Source organism: Micromonospora sp. WMMD736, assembly GCF_049179015.1.
In the GTDB taxonomy this organism is placed as follows: domain Bacteria; phylum Actinomycetota; class Actinomycetes; order Mycobacteriales; family Micromonosporaceae; genus Micromonospora.
In genome coordinates this window covers 2,160,623-2,176,156 of record NZ_JBMHMI010000001.1, presented here as the reverse complement: position 1 = coordinate 2,176,156, position 15,534 = coordinate 2,160,623, and the positions used below count along the sequence as shown (strand labels likewise).

General features: G+C 69.9%; 15 protein-coding genes and 3 riboswitches. Of the genes, 9 read left to right on the top strand and 6 right to left on the bottom strand.

Annotation, left to right across the window (positions count from 1 at the left end; translation table 11 throughout):
* Positions 1–15: 15 nt before the first annotated feature.
* On the bottom strand, positions 16–1,494 hold the full coding sequence (locus tag ACN269_RS09150; protein ID WP_421472036.1) for a recombinase family protein: 1,479 nt from the start codon (positions 1,492–1,494) through the stop codon (positions 16–18).
* A gap of 508 nt (positions 1,495–2,002) precedes the next feature.
* Between ACN269_RS09150 and ACN269_RS09145 the strand changes: the two genes are divergently transcribed.
* The 4 genes from ACN269_RS09145 to ACN269_RS09130 all read left to right on the top strand — a co-directional run bounded on the left by ACN269_RS09145 (position 2,003) and on the right by ACN269_RS09130 (position 6,973).
* Positions 2,003–2,203: a hypothetical protein gene (locus ACN269_RS09145; RefSeq protein WP_421472035.1), complete on the top strand. Its 201-nt coding sequence runs from the start codon at positions 2,003–2,005 to the stop codon at positions 2,201–2,203.
* A 49-nt stretch (positions 2,204–2,252) separates the two neighbouring features.
* A riboswitch (cobalamin riboswitch) is annotated at positions 2,253–2,465 on the top strand.
* A 116-nt stretch (positions 2,466–2,581) separates the two neighbouring features.
* Positions 2,582–4,831 carry a 5-methyltetrahydropteroyltriglutamate--homocysteine S-methyltransferase gene (gene metE / locus ACN269_RS09140; RefSeq protein WP_421472034.1) on the top strand — a complete coding sequence of 750 codons (2,250 nt, stop codon included), beginning with the start codon at positions 2,582–2,584 and terminating at the stop codon, positions 4,829–4,831.
* Positions 4,832–5,011: 180 nt separating this feature from the next.
* A riboswitch (cobalamin riboswitch) is annotated at positions 5,012–5,226 on the top strand.
* Positions 5,227–5,414: 188 nt separating this feature from the next.
* Positions 5,415–5,861 (top strand): acyl-CoA thioesterase, encoded by a 447-nt coding sequence (locus ACN269_RS09135; protein ID WP_421476236.1) that lies wholly within the window; start codon positions 5,415–5,417, stop codon positions 5,859–5,861.
* Positions 5,862–6,082: 221 nt separating this feature from the next.
* Positions 6,083–6,973, top strand: coding sequence for an ABC transporter substrate-binding protein (locus ACN269_RS09130; protein ID WP_421472033.1), 891 nt, complete (start codon positions 6,083–6,085; stop codon positions 6,971–6,973).
* A 67-nt stretch (positions 6,974–7,040) separates the two neighbouring features.
* On the opposite strand, the gene ACN269_RS09125 is transcribed toward ACN269_RS09130, so the two are convergent.
* Together ACN269_RS09125 and ACN269_RS09120 are read right to left on the bottom strand one after the other, a co-directional pair.
* The gene (locus ACN269_RS09125) at positions 7,041–7,538 is read right to left on the bottom strand and encodes a hypothetical protein (protein ID WP_421472032.1); all 498 of its coding nucleotides are present in this window, start codon (positions 7,536–7,538) and stop codon (positions 7,041–7,043) included.
* On the bottom strand, positions 7,523–8,572 hold the full coding sequence (locus tag ACN269_RS09120; protein ID WP_421472031.1) for a peptidase: 1,050 nt from the start codon (positions 8,570–8,572) through the stop codon (positions 7,523–7,525). Before ACN269_RS09120 ends, ACN269_RS09125 begins: the two co-directional genes overlap by 16 nt.
* Before the next feature lie 88 nt (positions 8,573–8,660).
* Positions 8,661–8,783: riboswitch (cobalamin riboswitch) on the bottom strand.
* Positions 8,784–8,806: 23 nt separating this feature from the next.
* On the opposite strand from ACN269_RS09120, the gene ACN269_RS09115 reads away from it, so the two are divergent.
* Positions 8,807–8,983 carry a hypothetical protein gene (locus ACN269_RS09115; RefSeq protein WP_421472030.1) on the top strand — a complete coding sequence of 59 codons (177 nt, stop codon included), beginning with the start codon at positions 8,807–8,809 and terminating at the stop codon, positions 8,981–8,983.
* Positions 8,980–9,507 (top strand): GNAT family N-acetyltransferase, encoded by a 528-nt coding sequence (locus ACN269_RS09110; RefSeq protein WP_421472029.1) that lies wholly within the window; start codon positions 8,980–8,982, stop codon positions 9,505–9,507. The genes ACN269_RS09115 and ACN269_RS09110 overlap by 4 nt, the downstream gene beginning before the upstream one ends.
* On the opposite strand, the gene tsaD is transcribed toward ACN269_RS09110, so the two are convergent.
* A complete protein-coding gene (gene tsaD, locus ACN269_RS09105; RefSeq protein WP_421472028.1) occupies positions 9,474–10,550 on the bottom strand; it encodes a tRNA (adenosine(37)-N6)-threonylcarbamoyltransferase complex transferase subunit TsaD in 1,077 nt (358 codons plus the stop codon). The two genes, ACN269_RS09110 and tsaD, sit on opposite strands and share 34 nt — an antisense overlap.
* A complete protein-coding gene (gene def, locus ACN269_RS09100) occupies positions 10,547–11,101 on the bottom strand; it encodes a peptide deformylase (protein WP_421472027.1) in 555 nt (184 codons plus the stop codon). Before def ends, tsaD begins: the two co-directional genes overlap by 4 nt.
* A gap of 51 nt (positions 11,102–11,152) precedes the next feature.
* Here def and alaS point away from each other — a divergent pair, with 51 nt between their 5' ends.
* Entirely contained in the window at positions 11,153–13,828 is a 2,676-nt protein-coding gene (gene alaS / locus ACN269_RS09095; protein WP_421472026.1) for an alanine--tRNA ligase, read from the top strand.
* Here alaS and ACN269_RS09090 read toward each other — a convergent pair.
* Complete coding sequence (locus tag ACN269_RS09090) at positions 13,817–14,275, bottom strand: Fur family transcriptional regulator (protein ID WP_421472025.1); 459 nt, start codon at positions 14,273–14,275, stop codon at positions 13,817–13,819. The genes alaS and ACN269_RS09090 overlap by 12 nt on opposite strands.
* Positions 14,276–14,385: 110 nt before the next feature.
* Here ACN269_RS09090 and ACN269_RS09085 point away from each other — a divergent pair, with 110 nt between their 5' ends.
* Positions 14,386–15,000 carry a superoxide dismutase gene (locus ACN269_RS09085; protein WP_421472024.1) on the top strand — a complete coding sequence of 205 codons (615 nt, stop codon included), beginning with the start codon at positions 14,386–14,388 and terminating at the stop codon, positions 14,998–15,000.
* A gap of 6 nt (positions 15,001–15,006) precedes the next feature.
* A complete protein-coding gene (locus ACN269_RS09080) occupies positions 15,007–15,267 on the top strand; it encodes a superoxide dismutase (protein WP_421472023.1) in 261 nt (86 codons plus the stop codon).
* Positions 15,268–15,534: the final 267 nt, after the last annotated feature.

Here is a 15,534-nt window from a genome sequence, read left to right as displayed (position 1 = left end):
CCCCACGGGTAGGCTTCACGGTCGATGAAGCGCTCCGGTGGGGGTTACTGCTGTTCGGCGCTGGCGCGGGACAGCAGGTATTGTATGCGTCTGCACCCGGGCGGGGATCGCGGTGATGGTTAGTGTTCCGCCGATTGCGCAGGTTATGTCGATGTCGTGTTCGAGTAGCGCGTCTGTGACGGCGTGGGGGTCGGTGGCCGGGATGTCGAGCCATTCGGCGAGTTGATTGATCGCTTTGGCTTCGTGGATGTACACGTTGCGCGGCCGCTGTGCGCCGTCTGCGGCGGGGGTGCGGTGGCCGTGGCGGCAGCGGTAGGCGGCGTGCTTGTTGACCCAGTGTGCGTCGAGGATCCGGCCGCATTGATGGCAGCGGATCAGTCCGGTGAGTAGGTAGCGCCCGCTCGACCCATCGGCCGGTGCGGGTAGTGCGTTGGCCTGTTGGGCGGTCACGAAGTCGTGTTCGCTGACCAGCGGTGGATGCGCGATATCCCGGGAGATCACCCACTGTTGCATTAGGTTCCAGCGGCGTACCTCGGATTGACCGAGAAGATCATCGGCGGCGTCGAGTGGGCCGCGGTCGGTGTGCTGCCGGTTCCAGACTTGGCGGCCGGTGTAGCGAGGGTTGGCCAGGATCGACGCGACCGTGCGCAGCGTCCATCCTGCGCCGCTGCGGTGCGGGTTACGGCCGGGGTCGACGCTGGACGGGCACGGCACCTGCCGCTCGTTGAGATCACGGGCGATGCCTGCGATGCTGCGCCCGGCGAGGCGTTGAGTGAACATCCACCGCACATGCGGCGCCGTGTGCGGGTCGGGTTCCAGTCGATGGACCATGCGTCCCCACTTGGCGTGTGCCCGGTTCGGATGCGGCCCTGCCTCGGCCAGCCGGTACCCGTACGGCGGCCGGCCGCCGAGATGACGGCCTTGCTCGATGACCTGGGCGCGCATGGCCGCCTTGGCCCGAAACCGCGAGCGCTGGATCTCACGTTTGGAGTGCACACCGAGCAGGGCCAGCAGCGACAGGTGGAACTCGTTGCTGACGTCGACCGGGCCGTTGAGCTCGGGCAGCCACAGCTGCACGCCGTAGAGGTTGAACAGCGGCGCGAGGTCGCGAAATTGGTTGCCGTAGAAGGCTCGCTCGAACTCTCCCACTACCACCGCGTCGAACCCGCGGGCAGGGTCGGCGAGCGCTGCCAGCAATCGTGCGGCTTGCGGGCGACGTGGCCAGGGCACCTGGCGGGAATGGCCCACGTCGAAGAACTCGGCCACGATCACGCCCTGGCCGTCGATCACGTCCTCGGCGAAGTCGCGTTGCCACCGCGCCGACGACAGCCGGTCCTGGAACTCCCGGGTCGACATCCGGCCGTAGAACGCGAACCGGATGCCCGGTGGCTTCGGTGTTGTCGGGTGCCGCGTCCGCAGGCGGCCTCGCCGGCTCGGCTGCTGTAGCCACCAGCCGAGCAGGTCGGGGCCGTCACGTTCCGCCGCGTGCTGCATCAGGACCTCCCACACGAGAGCCAGAGACAAACCCCAATATGGATACTTAACGATGCTGTGGTTCACTGGACTCGGCCACGCACCGCAGCTGTTGGCGCAGAGAAAGGCATCGAGGTTCGAGGCGCGTGCTCGCCCTGCGGCCCGTCGCCCGTCGGCACCAATTGGGCAAATGAGCGGTTGCCGGTGCGAGTGTCCGGCAAGTGCTATGCATGCCCAGGGTGGGACATCGATCATGTAGTCGCCGTCATGCGGGTGCATGCCGTATCAGTGCTGGTACGGCATGCGGTGGTGGTGCTTTTGGCGGAACTCGGTCAGGCCTCCTGTGATCTCGAGGCGGGTGAGCGGCTGGCATTCGCAGGATGCATGGACCGCCGCCAGTTTTTGGATCGGGTTCCCAGCCTGAGTGTCCCAACGCCCAGCCGTCCCAGGCCGCATCGGTGTGGCAGACCTGCCGAGGGTCCGCCTGTCGCGATGCGGTTGTGTCGATGGAGACCGTCCGCCGGACATCATGGCCGGTCTGCCGGAGCAGGCGTACGCCGCCGGGGAGGTCACTTCCGAGGGGGAGGACGACGACCATCTCCCGCACGATCTGATCGATGCGGTCGCCGTCGACTCCGACCCACGGGTACGGCGGCTGCGGGAGCTGCTGCGCGAGCGCGGCTGGTCCGGTTGGAACCGGATGCAGCGGCTGGCCGAGCCACCCGACTGACCGGTCCCGCTCAGCGGACACGTTGAGCCGGGTGATGCGTGGAGCCCCTAGGATAGATGTCGGTGTTGGTTCGCCGTGGCCTCATTGGTCGTGGCGCCGTAAGAGGGAACCTGGTGCGAAACCGGGACTGCCCCGCAGCGGTGAGTGGGAACGACCGCCGTCATCAAGCACTGGACCGGAAGGTCTGGGAAGCGACGGCCAGTAGGCGACCGAAGAGGTCTTGCCCGCGAGTCCGAAGACCTGCCAGCGCCGCGCGCGCCAGCCGGTGTGCGCCGCCGATGGTCTCTCGGGACGGCCGGGGCGGAAGCCGGTACGTTGCCGTACCCCTTCCTTCCCTGTCGTGGCGCGAGTCCTCGGCCTCTTCGAGGGAAGGACCCCATGAACACCGCATTCGGTCAGAGCACTGTGCTCGGCTATCCGCGCATCGGCCGCAACCGCGAGTTGAAGAAGGCCGTCGAGGCCTACTGGGCGGGACACATCGACGCGGAAGAGTTGGAGACCACCGCTGCCGCGCTGCGGCGCGAGGTCTGGCAGGCGCTGCGCGACGCAGGCTTGGACGCCATCCCGTCGAACACCTTCTCCTACTACGACCACATGCTCGACACCGCCGTGGCCGTCGGCGCCATTCCGCGACGCTTCGCGCGTCTCGGTCTGTCCGAGCTGAACACGTACTTCGCGATGGCCCGTGGTGTCGACGCCGAGCCGGCACTGGAGCTGACGAAGTGGTTCGACACGAACTACCACTATCTGGTGCCGGAGGTGGACGGCGACACCGTCTTCGCGGCGAACCCCGCGAAGGCGTTGCGCGAGTACCGCGAAGCCCGTGACCTCGGCGTCGAGAGCCGCCCGGTGCTCGTCGGACCGGCCACGTTCCTGCTGCTGTCCAAGGCCAGCGACGGGGGTGGTCAACCGTTCGACCGGTTGCCGGACCTCGTCGACGTGTACGCCGACCTCCTGCGGACGCTCGCCGACGCCGGGGTGCGGTGGGTGCAGCTGGACGAGCCCGCCTACGTGGGCGAGCGCAGCGAGGCGGAGATCGCCGCGCTCCGTGACGCGTACCGCCGGTTGTGCGCCGTCGAGCAGCGGCCGACAATCTTTGTCGCCACCTACTTCGGGACGCTCGGTGACGCGCTCCCCGCTCTGTTGGACACGCCGATCGAGGCGATCGGTGTGGACCTGGTCGCCGGGCCCGGCAACCTGCGGCAGCTCGCCAGCGCGGGCCCATTGCGCGGCAAGACGATCGTCGCCGGGCTCGTCGACGGCCGCAACGTTTGGCGCACGGATCTGCGTGCGGCGATCACCGCCGGCGCGGTGGTGACGGGGCTCGCCGATCATGTCGCGGTGTCGACGTCGTGTTCGCTGCTGCACGTGCCGGTGGACCTGTCCGCCGAGACCGCGCTCGACCCGGACGTGCGCCAGCGGCTGGCGTTCGCGCGGCAGAAGGTCGACGAGGTCGTCCTGCTGGGACGGGCTCTACGCAACGGCACCACATCTCTGCCCGCACCGCTTCCGGCGTCGCCCGCTTCCTGGTACGACGCCACCGTACGGGGCAGGCTTGCCGCGCTGCGGGCCGCTGACCGGCAGCGTGGTGCCTACCCGCAGCGCGCCGCGGCTCAGCAGGCCCGGCTGCACCTGCCGGCGCTGCCGACCACGACGATCGGTTCGTTCCCGCAGACCGACGAGCTGCGTCGGGCCCGGGCCGCGTACCGGGCCGGCCAGCTTGACGAGGTCGACTACACCCGGCGGATGCGCCTTGAGGTCGGACGGGTCATCCGACTTCAGGAACGGCTGGGCCTCGACGTGCTGGTGCACGGCGAGCCGGAACGCAACGACATGGTCCAGTACTTCGGCGAGCAGTTGAGCGGGTTCGCCGCGACCGAGTACGGCTGGGTGCAGTCCTACGGTTCCCGCTGCGTCCGCCCGCCGATCATCTACGGCGACGTGGCCCGCAAGGCGCCTATGACGGTCGAGTGGACGACCTACGCGCAGTCCCTGACCGACCGGCCGGTCAAGGGGATGCTCACCGGTCCGGTGACGATTCTGGCGTGGTCGTTCGTTCGCGCCGACCAGCCTTCGGCTGATACCGCCGACCAGGTGGCGCTGGCCCTGCGCGACGAGTGCCGTGATCTCGAGGCGGCCGGTATTCGGGTGATCCAGGTCGACGAGCCGGCGCTGCGTGAGACGCTGCCGCTGCGCCGGGCCGACCAGAAGGCATACCTGGAGTGGGCGGTCGGCGCGTTCCGCCTGGCGACCTCCGGTGTCGCCGACGACACCCAGGTCCACACCCATTTGTGTTACTCGGAGTTCGGTGAGGTCATCACCGCCATCGACGCTCTCGACGCCGACGTCACCAGCATCGAGGCGTCCCGTTCGAAGATGGAGGTCCTCGACGACCTCGCCGCGATCGGATACCACCGCGGAGTCGGCCCCGGCGTCTGGGACATCCACTCACCGCGGGTGCCCTCGCACGAAGAGGTCGTGCAGGCGCTGCGTCGGGCAGCGGCGGTGGTTCCCGTCGAGCGGCTGTGGGTGAACCCCGACTGCGGTCTCAAGACCCGCGCCTACCCAGAAGTCAAGGCATCCCTGCAACATCTGGTCGCCGCTGCCGTCGAGCTTCGCGGCCACTGAGTACCACGCCGGGCGGGACGAGCGTCAGTCCCGCCCGGCAGCCACGGGAGTAAACCCAGGTGAGCGCGGGCCGCCGCACCGGCCACCGCCGGCGTGCCGCTGTGGTTCTGGCCGTTCAACACTGGCTCGGAGAGTTTCGGAGCGCCGGCCTCGGCAGCGGAGGTTCCTTAACGATCCATTAGACTGGCTGGTGGCGTTGGTTCGCCCGGTCACGACCGACCGGGCGTCGTAAGAGGGAACCCGGTGGAAATCCGGGACTGCCCCGCAGCGGTGAGTGGGAGCGACCGCCGTCATCAGCACTGGGCCCATCAGCCTGGGAAGCGACGGCCAGTAGGGGACCGGCGTAGCCGGTCGCGTCCGCGAGTCCGAAGACCTGCCCGCGCTGCGTACACAACAGTGTGCGCTGCCGTCGGCCTCGCGGGTGGGCTGAGCGGGTGACGTGCCGTCCGTCGGCGCGTGCTCCTCAGCGTGTATCCGCGTTCCGGCGGTGTGGTTTCCCGAGGGACGGATCACCGCTGTGCACGACACCACCGCGATCGCCGGCCGAGCGCCGTCGGCGTCGCATTTGACCCTGTCGCAGATCATGGACCAACATCACACCAACCTGATGGGTACGGTGCACGGCGGCCGGATCCTCAACCTGATCGACTCGGTCGCCGGGGTGGTCGCCGCCCGGCACTCCGACGGGCCGGCCGTCACCGCCGCCATCGACGAGACCGCGTTCCTGCGGGCGGTGCGGGTCGGCGACGTCGTACACGTCGACGCGCGCATCACCTGGGCGGGCCGCAGCTCGATGGAGGTGGCCGTGAAGGTGACCGCGGACCGCTGGGACCGCGCCGTGCCGCCCACGGACGTGGCCACGGCCCATCTGGTCATGGTCGCCATCGACGACGACGGGCAGCCACGTGCGGTGCCGCCGCTGCTGCCGGAAACGGACGGGGACCGGCGTCGGTACCGTGAGGCGGAGATCCGCCGGGAACACCGGTTGGCGCTGCGGCGGGCGTTGCTCGACGGCGCCGTAGAGGTCTAAGACCTGCTCGGACTGTCCGTCGCGGCGCTGGCCGGTCACCTGGCAGCGATCGTCGTCCTCACCGCCCGCCAGGTTCGGCGATGATGCTCGTGCTGGCCAACGCCTCCTGTTATGGCATCCGCGTCGGGGTGGTGGTCGCGTTCGGCGTCGTCCGCCGGGAAGGCCGTCGCCCGTCGTGCGGGAGTGGACGCCATTCGGTCGTGCCTGGTAGGCAGACGGGTGTGCGCATTGTCTCCCTGCTGCCGGCGGCCACGGACATCGTGGCCATGCTCGGACTGACCGGGCATCTGGTCGGTCGTACCCATGAGTGCGACTGGCCGCCGGGGGAACTGACCGATATTCCGGCGGTGACCGCGACGTCGCTGCCGGGGGCGTTGACGAGCCGGGAGATCTCGGCGGCGATCGCTGGCGACGCGCACCGGGGGTCGTCGTTGTACCAGCTCGACGTCGCCGTGTTGGAGGATCTGAAGCCGGATCTGATCCTGACCCAGGATCTGTGCGACGTGTGTGCGGTCTCCTACGAGCGGGTCAACGACGCCGTCCGACTGATGGACTTTGACACGAGGGTGGTGTCCCTGGAGGCGAGGACCATCGCCGGGATCCTCGACACGGTCGATGCCGTGGCCGCGCTGACCGGCACCGACGAACGGGCGGCGAAGATCCGCGCCGACAGCGAGCGTCGCCTCGCCGCGTTGCCCGGGCCGGCGGCCGGCGCGCCGAGGGTGTTGTTCGTCGAGTGGCTCGACCCGCTTATGCCCGGCGGGCACTGGGTGCCGGAGCAGATCAGCTACGCCGGCGGGCAGTCACTGCTGCTCGGACCGGGCGCGCACAGCACACCGCACCGATGGTCGGTCGTCGCGGACCTGGCCCCCGACGTGGTGGTGTTCGGGCCGTGCGGGTTCACACCGAAGCAGACGCTTGACGAGTTGTCCGTGGCGACCGCGCAACCCGGGTGGGCTGACCTGCCCGCGGTGCGCGACGGGCAGGTGTGGGTGGTCGACGGACCCGCCTACTTCAACCGCCCGGGCCCGAGGGTCGTCGACGGCGCGGAGATCCTCGCCGCCGTCCTTGCCGGCCGCTCCGACTCCCGCACCCAGCACGTGCCCACCTGATGCGTCGGGGTGGTGCCGCGCGGCCCGGTAGCACAGGGCTGCGGTGCCGGCACCACCCCAGCGCCAGTTACGGCGGGGAGATCGACGGAGCCTGTCCGGAGCCGAAGCGCCACCCCTCGACAGTGCCCTGCGCGGGGTTGTAGCTGCTCGCGCCGAGCGTGCTGTAGGACCAGGTACCGCCGGGCACGGCGTGCCAATACGACCAGTACGCGCTGGCCGGGGGAGTATTGACACATGGCTCGGAGGCGGGCATGGGGTAGCCGTTGATACGGCAGACGAAGGCAAGGCCCCATCGTTGAGTGCCCGTCACGGTGAAGCCCCCGCCCTGCAACGCGGCCAGGCCGGTCGGCGGGTCCCCGAGTCGGCAGCCGGTCTGCACACCGAGGCCGAACGCGGTGAGGTCGACCACCACCGTGACGCCCGCGCCCGCCGCGCACGCCGCAGCGTGCGCGGCGCGCGGCATCGGGTCGACGACGACCAGGCCAGCGCTGACGACGACAGCCGCGAACAGCAGCGCCAACCGTCGCCGAATCACCGCCCGCTGCGCGGTCACCACGGCGTACACGCCAGGACGGGCGCGGCGGGCTGGGCGCCGCTGGTGGACAGGGTCGCGTACCCGGCGCCTGCGAGACCGGGGACGGCCTGCGCGGTGGCCCGCACCGCGGTGGTCGCGTCGAATCCGCCTGAGGTGTAGGCGATGGCGCCGCGATCGGCCGACGGCCCGGTGCACGCCACCTGAAGGCCGATCAGGAACTGGCGGGCGCGCAGCCACGGTAGAGGTCGCCCGGCGACAGAGAGGGCCTGGGCGGCGAGCCCGGTGCTGTTCGCATTCGGCACGCCGTTGGCGGAGAACGAGCCGTCAACGCCTTGCACGGAGACGAGCCACTGCGCCGCCGAGGCCGCGACGATCGGCCGGTCCGCCGCGAGCAGAGCCTGGACCGCGAGCGCCGTTGCGTCGACGTCACTGACACACGTGGCCTGCCCGAACAGCAGGGGAAAACCGCCGTCGGCGCACCGGCTCGCGGCCAGGAACGTCACCGCAGCCGGTGGTGCGCCGCCGGCGCGGTCCAACGTCAGCACCGCGAACGACTGGGTTAACGTGTTGCTGTAGTCGCCGAAAGCGGAACGGTCGGAGTATCGACCGGACGGGGTCAGTAGGCCGCCGAGGCGGGTGAGCAGGTCGACTCCGCCGAACGCGGCCGGGTCGAGGCCGCGGACCTGGACGCCGAGGGCGAGTTTCGCGGTCGCTCCCGCGTACGCCTCGGTGCCGTCGCCGATGTAGCCGGTGAGCACGGCGGGTTGGGCGAGCCACGACAGGGCATCGGCCGCAGTCGTGTCGGCCTGCTTGGTAGCGGCGAAGGCGAACACCGCGTCGAGGGTGAGGCCCTGGTCGGGGTAGGCGACGCCGTCGAAGACGACCTCGAAGCGTTCGCCGTCGACGGACTGGCGGGCGAGCCAGCCGGCGGCGGCATCGACCCTGTTGAGGGTGGGCGGCGATGCTGACGCGGTCGACGGTGTCACCGTCAGCGTCAGTGTGAAGGCGGCGAGCGCGGCGGTCGCGAGGACGCGCGCGCGGTGCCAAAGGAAACGGTTGACCATGAAACGGCGCCTTTCCGGGCTCCGATGGTCCGAGACGACCCGAATCCCCTCGGGCGGCTCCGACCCGTGGGCCACGACGGGTGGGGGACAGTCCTTACGTGCACGGACGGGTACTCGGGCTCGCGGCGTCACCACATGGTTCGCCGCCTACCGTTGCGGGCCAGCGCCGGATTTCGACCGGACTTCCCCCATCAACGCACAGGCATGAAGTTGTGGCGCACAGTCTCACCAGCCATGGTGGTCACCGTCAATGTCGATGATCCGACCGCGCTCGAATCCGACCGGGCGTCCAGCTGTGCACCGTTGCCAGAACGGTTCATCGTCGGCACGATGGCACTGGTGATGTCGATGAACCGGATCCTGCTCACCGTCCCGGTCCTTGGCACGTCGCACCGCTCGGGACCGGTATGAGCACAATCCGGCTCGTCGACGGCAGGGCTGTGCTCGCCGCCAGCGCCGAGTTGACGGCTATCTACGCGGCGGTGTTCTGCGTGCCGCCCTGGAACGAACCGCTCGAGCGGGCCGAAGGACTCGCGGATCGACTCGCGGATTGGACCGAGAAGCCCGGGTTCGTTGGGGCGTTCGCTTACACCGGCGCCAGCGTGCGCGGGTTCGCGTTGGGTTACACCACCCCGAGCCCGTTCCCCAGCGACCGCTCGTACGGTCAGGTGAGTGCGATTCTGGGACCGGAGGCCGTCACCGCGCTGTCCGGCCGTCTGGAGGTCGGCGAACTCGCTGTTCACCCGGGTGCGCGGCGCGCTGGGCTCGGTCGGCGGCTGCTCGACGCTCTGGTCGGTGACCGCCCGGCGTGGTTGCTCACGGTGCCGACGATCCCCGGTACGACGGCGTTCTACGACGCCGCCGGGTGGCAGCGGTGGGGAACCGGCCACGGCATCACGATCTACGCGAACGTGCCCCTCGCGCCGGCCGGCTGACGTTGGTCGCGCGGGCCGTGCAGCAGCGCTCCCCGCAGGACGGCGGATGGGTCGGGGCCGAGGTCGAGCCGGTCTGGAGAGACGTCGGCGCGGACGAGGAGGTCTCCGACGGCGGCGATCATCGCGCCGTTGTCGGTGCAGAGCCGTGGTGACGGCACCCGTAGGCGGATGCCGGCGGCGGCGCAGCGTTCTTCGGCGAGGGCGCGTACCCGGCTGTTGGCGGCGACTCCGCCGACGAGGAGCAGGGTGTCGGCCTGGTGGTCGCGGCAGGCGGCGAGGGCTTTGCGGGTGAGGGTGTCGGCGACGGCCTCCTGGAAGGAGGCGGCGACGTCGGCGACGGGTAGTGGTCTGTCCTGGTGTTGTTCGACCCAGCGGGCGACGGCGGTCTTGAGCCCAGAGAACGAGAACCGGTAGGGGGCGTCGTGCGGGGCGGTCATCGGGCGGGGAAAGGCGATCGCGTTCGGGTCGCCGTCGCAGGCGACGCGGTCGATGACGGGCCCGCCGGGGTAGGGCAGGCCGAGCAGGCGGGCGACCTTGTCGAACGCTTCACCGGCGGCGTCGTCGACGGTGTCGCCGAGGTGCACGACCGGGTCGCGGGCGAGGTCGCCGATCAGCAGCAGGCTGGTGTGCCCGCCGGAGACGATCAGGGCGACGCAGCGGGCCGGTAGTGGCCCGTGTTCGAGGATGTCGACGGCGGCGTGGCCGGCGAGGTGGTGAACGCCGTAGAGGGGGACGCCGAGGCTCAGCGCGTACGCCTTGCCGGCGGCGAGGCCGACCTGGACGGCGGTGGCGAGCCTGGGGCCGGCGGTGGCGGCGACCGCGTCGATGTCGGCGAAGCCGATCCCGGCCTGGGCCAGTGCGTGTTCGACCATGGGGGTGATGGCGTGCAGGTGCGCGCGGGCGGCGATCTCGGGGACGACCCCGCCGAAGCGGGCGTGTTCGTCCATGCTCGTGGCGAGCGCGTCACCGAGCAGGACACCGTCGGCGACGATCCCGACGCCGGTCTCGTCGCAGGACGTCTCGATGCCCAGGACGACCGTCATGCGTCAAGGTCCTGCTGGACGCCGGCTCCGACGCCAGGGTGCTCGGCGCTGGCCGCGAGGAGCTGTTTGCGTAGTTTGACGGGAAGCCGGTCGACGTAGGCGAGGCCGTCGAGGTGGTCGACCTCGTGCTGGAAACACCGGGCGAGGGTACCGGTGCCCTCCAGGCGGATCGGCTGATTGTGCAGGTCGACGCCGGTGACGGAGGCGGTGGCTGACCGGGCCAGGTCGGCGCGCTGGCCCGGGACGGACAGGCAGCCCTCGGAGTCGATCACCAGATCCCGCTGCTCAGGCAGGTGCAGCACCGGGTTGATCACGTGGGCGATGGTGTGGGTGTTGGTGGCGTCGGGGCAGTCGACGACGAAGATCCGGGCGTCGACGCCGATCTGGTTGGCCGCCAGGCCGACCCCGTGAGCGGCGTACATGCTGGCGAACATGTCGTCGACCAGCGCGGCGAGCGCGTCGTCGAACACGGTCACCGGGGCGCACCGGCGGTGCAGGATCGGGGTGCCGTAACGGGTGATCGGCCTCGGGGTGCCGACAAGCCTCTCCATAGCTGCCCATATTATGCAATTGCAAAATGTTGGCAGTAGGGGAGTGGTCTGGTGCGGACGGCGGAGATCAAGCGGCGGTACCTCGCGCACTTCGAGGCGAACGGCCACGCCGTGGTGCCGTCCGCTCCGCTGCCCGCCATCAGCGATCCGAACCTGTTGTTCGTCAACGCCGGCATGGTGCAGTTCGTGCCCTACTTCCTGGGCCAGCAGACCCCGCCTTACCAGCGGGCGGTCAGCGTGCAGAAGTGCATCCGCACCCCGGACATCGACGAGGTCGGCAAGACCAGCCGGCACGGCACGTTCTTCCAGATGAACGGCAACTTCTCCTTCGGCGACTACTTCAAGGCGGGTGCTATCCCGCTGGCCTGGGAGTTGTCCACCAAGCCGATCGCCGAGGGCGGTTACGGGCTGGATCCGGAGCGGATCTGGCCGACGATCTACCTCGATGACGACGAGGCGTTCGAGATCTGGCGGTCGGTGGGCGTGCCCGCGGAGCGGATCGTGCGTCGGGGCAAGGCGGACAACTTCTGGTCCATGGGCATCCCCGGACCGTGCGGTCCGTCGTCGGAGCTGTTCTACGACCGGGGCCCGGAGTACGGCGCTGAGGGTGGTCCGGCGGTCGACGAGGACCGCTACATGGAGTACTGGAACCTCGTGTTCATGCAGTTCGAGCGGGGTCCGGGCACCAACAAGGAGGACTACCCGATCCTGGGTGACCTGCCGGCGAAGAACATCGACACCGGCATGGGCCTGGAGCGGATGGCGTCGATCCTGCAGGGCGTCGACAACCTGTACGAGATCGACGAGGTGCGGCCCATCCTGGCCCGGGCGGCCGAGTTGACCGGCAAGCGGTACGGGGCGCACTCCGGGCACGTGGCCAGCGAGTCGCACCCGGACGACGTGCGGCTGCGGGTGGTCGCGGATCACGTGCGGACCGCGCTGATGCTGATCGGCGACGGCGTGACGCCGAGCAACGAGGGCCGTGGGTACGTGCTGCGGCGGATCATGCGTCGGGCGATCCGGTCGATCCGGCTGCTGGGCTGGCAGGACCGGGCGCTGCCCGAGCTGCTGCCGGTGGCGCGGGACTGCATGGCGCCCTCGTACCCGGAGCTGGCGACCGACTTCGACCGGATCGCGCAGTACGCGTACGCGGAGGAGGAGGCGTTCCTGTCGACGCTGCGTGCCGGGACGACGATCCTGGACACGGCGATCGCCGAGACCCGCTCGGCGGGCGGCACGGCGCTGTCCGGGGCGAAGGCGTTCCAGCTGCACGACACGTACGGCTTCCCGATCGACCTGACCCTGGAGATCGCGGCCGAGCAGGGCCTGAAGGTCGACGACGAGGGTTTCCGCCGGCTGATGGCCGATCAGCGGACCCGGGCCAAGGCGGACGCGCAGGCGCGCAAGACGGGGCACACCGACGTGTCGGCGTACCGGTCGGTGCTCGACGCGCACGGACCGACGGACTGGCAGGCGTACCAGACCCTCGACACCGACTCCACGGTCCTCGGGCTCCTCGACAGCGACGGTGTCGCGATCCCCGTTGCCGAGCCCGACGAGATCGTCGGGGTGGTCCTCGACACGACCCCGTTCTACGCCGAGTCCGGCGGGCAGCACGCCGATGCCGGCACCCTCACCGGCGACAGCGTCCGCGCCGACGTGCTTGACGTGCAACGACCGATCAAGGGCCTCGTCGTCCACCAGGTCCGCATCACCGACGGTGCCCTCGCCGTCGGCGACCGGATCCACGCGGCGGTCGACCCGCAGTGGCGACTCGGTGCCCGCCAGGCCCACTCCGGCACGCACGTCGTGCATGCCGCCCTGCGGCACGTTCTCGGCCCGAGCGCGTTGCAGTCCGGCTCGTTCAACCGCCCCGGCTACCTGCGGCTCGACTTCTCCGCGCCGACCGGCCTCTCGCCGGCCACCCGTAGCGAGGTGGAGGACGTGGCCAACCTGGCCATCCGCGATGATCTGCCGGTCCACGCCCGATACATGACCCTGCCCGAGGCCCGGCAGATCGGCGCGCTCGCCCTGTTCGGCGAGACCTACGACGACACCGTCCGCGTCGTCGACATCGGCGGCGAGTGGTCCCGGGAACTCTGCGGCGGCACCCACGTCGACCGGTCGGCGCAGATCGGCGCGCTCGCTATCACCTCCGAATCTTCCGTCGGCGCCGGACAGCGCCGCGTAGAGGCCGTCACCGGCATCGAGGCATTCCGCTATCTGACCCGCGAGCGGGACCTGGTCACCAACCTCGCCGACCAACTCCGCGCGCCACGGGAAGAGTTGCTTGACCGGATAACTGCGCTGGTCAGTCGGGCCAAGGCCGCCGAACGCAGGGCTGAGCAACTGCAACTCCAGCTCACCCGGGAACAGGCTCGCACCCTGGCCGGGCGCGCCGAGGACATTGCCGGGATCGCATACGCGAGCAGCACCGACCCTGCGGGCGCGGACTTCCGTCAACTCGCCGAGCTGATCCGGCGAGAGCTACCGCAGCAGCGTCCCGGCGTCGTGGTGGTCGCCGCCACGTCGAACGGCACGATGCGACTCGTCATCGCGGTCAACGACGCGGCGGCCGAGCGCGGCACGTCTGCCGTGCACCTCGTCAAGACGGTGCTCGGTGGACGTGGCGGCGGCAACGCCGGCCTCGCCCAGGGTGGGCAGTCAGGCGGACGCCCGCACCAGGTCGTGGATCTGGTGCGGGAACTGCTGCGCTCAGCCAACTGAACCGTGGACCCGGGACGGCTTCTCTCCGCAGCACGAGTCGCATCGTCCATAGACCACCACCACGCCGCCGGGGAGCCCTGCCGGGTCGGTGCTGAAACCTGCCGCGCCCGCTGCCCGTACCGCGCTGAGGACCGCTTCGGCTGGCAGGTGGCACACGCGGTCGCAGAGCGTGCAGACCGCGTGGGGATGCGGGTGGTCGGCAAACCCGTACGTCATCGCTCCGCCGACCGGCACCGAGTGCAACTCACCCAGATCGGTCAGGTGGATCAGCACGCGGTGCACCGTCGTCAGGTCGATTCGTACACCGTTGGCCCGGACCCGGTCATGGACCTGCGCGGCGCTCAGGTGCGGATGCTCGGGCGGGGCGTCCACGAGCACGCTCAGCACTGCCTGTCGCGCCGGCGTACGACGCAGGCCTCGCTCGCGCAGGCGGCCCAAGGCCGCCACCACACGATCCGACGCTTCTGTGATCAATCACGTCCCCCGACGACAACCGGACCCTTGTTGCAAGATAATGGCAACAGCCACACTAAGGCAGCATTGAGAGGACGTACTCCATGGCCGTGTACAACCTGCCCGACCTGCCCTACGACTACGGCGCGCTTGAGCCCGCGATGTCCGGCGAGATCCTGGAGTTGCATCACGACAAGCACCACGCGGCGTACGTCAAGGGCGCCAACGACGGGCTGGACCGGCTCGCCGAGGCCCGCGACAAGGGCGACTACGGAACGATCGTCGGGTTGGAGAAGACGTTCGCGTTCAACCTGTCCGGGCACGTGTTGCACTCGATCTTCTGGAACAACCTGTCCCCGGACGGCGGGGACCGCCCCGACGGTGAGTTGGCGGCGGCGATCGACGAGCACTTCGGCTCCTTCGACGGGTTCGCCGGTCAACTGTCGGCGGCGACCAAGGGTGTGCAGGGTTCGGGTTGGGGTGTCCTGGCGTGGGAGCCGCTGAGTCAGCGGTTGATCGTGGAGCAGGTCTACGACCACCACGGCAACGTCGGGCAGGGCTCGACTCCGATCCTGGTGTTCGACGCCTGGGAGCACGCGTACTACCTGCAGTACCGCAACGTTCGTCCGGACTACGTGGACCGGTTGTGGAACCTGGTGAACTGGACCGACGTGACCTCGCGTTTCGACGCTGCCCGCGCTACTGCCCCGAAGATCTGACCCGGCGTGAGTGGGTACACCCCCGAGGCGGCCGAGATCGTGCAGCGCGCCGCCGGGGTCATCGCCGCCAAGCATCGCGGTGACCTCGCCGGCGCGGAGGCGTTGATGTCGGCGTTCGGCTCCGAGCAGGCCCGTACCCTCGGCTTCTATCTGTTGGCGGACCTGGCGTTGGGCCTGGTCAGGGCGCAGAGCGGCCAGTCCATGGACGACCTGGTCCGGGAACTGTCGCTTCTCCTGGCCGACACCGCGCAGTCACCACCGGCCTGAGCGTCTGTTGGGTGCCCGCCGCGGCGGGCACCCAACAGACCGCGCCCGCACCGTCAGTCGAGGGGAGCGCCTGGTGCGCAAGAAAGTCGATCACCGGGTCATGATGATCGACGGCCATCAGGTGGCCGTGCTCGCCTTGGCCGACTTCGAGCGGCTCGACGCCGCCCGTCGGCAGCTCGGCGCCAGCGAAGCGCAGGCGCATCAACTTCGTCAGCAATTGCATGAGGCTCGACGCCGCGTCGCTCGCCTGGAGGGTCGTCCCGTCCC

What these genes read in the sequence shown, in the direction of transcription:
- ACN269_RS09150 (WP_421472036.1), bottom strand. Translation starts at nt 1,494, where the DNA reads ATGCAGCACGCGGCGGAACGTGACGGCCCCGACCTGCTCGGCTGGTGG.
- ACN269_RS09145 (WP_421472035.1), top strand. Translation starts at nt 2,003, where the DNA reads ATGGCCGGTCTGCCGGAGCAGGCGTACGCCGCCGGGGAGGTCACTTCC.
- metE (WP_421472034.1), top strand. Translation starts at nt 2,582, where the DNA reads ATGAACACCGCATTCGGTCAGAGCACTGTGCTCGGCTATCCGCGCATC.
- ACN269_RS09135 (WP_421476236.1), top strand. Translation starts at nt 5,415, where the DNA reads ATGGACCAACATCACACCAACCTGATGGGTACGGTGCACGGCGGCCGG.
- ACN269_RS09120 (WP_421472031.1), bottom strand. Translation starts at nt 8,572, where the DNA reads ATGGTCAACCGTTTCCTTTGGCACCGCGCGCGCGTCCTCGCGACCGCC.
- ACN269_RS09115 (WP_421472030.1), top strand. Translation starts at nt 8,807, where the DNA reads ATGGTGGTCACCGTCAATGTCGATGATCCGACCGCGCTCGAATCCGAC.
- ACN269_RS09110 (WP_421472029.1), top strand. Translation starts at nt 8,980, where the DNA reads ATGAGCACAATCCGGCTCGTCGACGGCAGGGCTGTGCTCGCCGCCAGC.
- tsaD (WP_421472028.1), bottom strand. Translation starts at nt 10,550, where the DNA reads ATGACGGTCGTCCTGGGCATCGAGACGTCCTGCGACGAGACCGGCGTC.
- def (WP_421472027.1), bottom strand. Translation starts at nt 11,101, where the DNA reads ATGGAGAGGCTTGTCGGCACCCCGAGGCCGATCACCCGTTACGGCACC.
- ACN269_RS09085 (WP_421472024.1), top strand. Translation starts at nt 14,386, where the DNA reads ATGGCCGTGTACAACCTGCCCGACCTGCCCTACGACTACGGCGCGCTT.